The sequence below is a fragment of the Vibrio sp. 2132-1 genome (assembly GCF_033344315.1).
On the sequence record NZ_JAWPON010000452.1, the window covers coordinates 1 to 638 of the forward strand.

Annotated in this window: 1 pseudogene; it reads left to right on the top strand. The window is 43.4% G+C overall.

Annotation, left to right across the window (positions count from 1 at the left end):
* Positions 1-2: 2 nt before the first annotated feature.
* Positions 3-638 (top strand): annotated as a pseudogene (locus R8N47_RS25990) (EAL domain-containing protein); the annotation flags it as partial.

The following is a 638-nucleotide window of genomic DNA, read 5'->3' on the forward strand; positions in this document are numbered from 1 at the left end:
TGCTGAATAAAATGCTTCTTAAGAAAGCTGCTATCTTTTTTCTGCCACTTCCTTTGGTATTTGCGGAGGTTTTGTATTTGGCACACGAGAGTGTGCAAAGTAACCTCGATCACTTGCTCGAAAAGAACATACAAATCGCGGATGAAATTCTCTTTCAAATTGAGACTGAAAACCGAACTGCGCTTATTCATCCAGAACGGTGTGAGCAGTTGCAGCAAAACTTGATGTTTGAGCGAGACATCGATGAAATGCTCATTGTCAAAGGCGGTGAGATCATTTGCTCATCGAAGCTTGGACACTTATCCAAACCGCTTTCTGAATACTTAACCTTCAGGCCCAATCATGCCTTAACCTTCGGCCAGATAAACGGCCTAGATGAGCCATTGCTGCTAGTGGTGACACAAGGGCAGCAGACATATAAAGCCATCACCATCATTGATAGAGACTATTTTGGCGCGACAATTGGATTTAACAACGATTTACGCCTCAAGCGGTCAGCTTTGTTTATTCATGACGACGTGGTGCCCGCTGGCGCATCCAGAAAAGGCACAAACCCGATTGCTTTTAATGAATCTAAGGTGTTTGAATACCAAGCACTCGCTGAAGCTAGCAACTTGTTTGTTGAGCAAAAATTGATT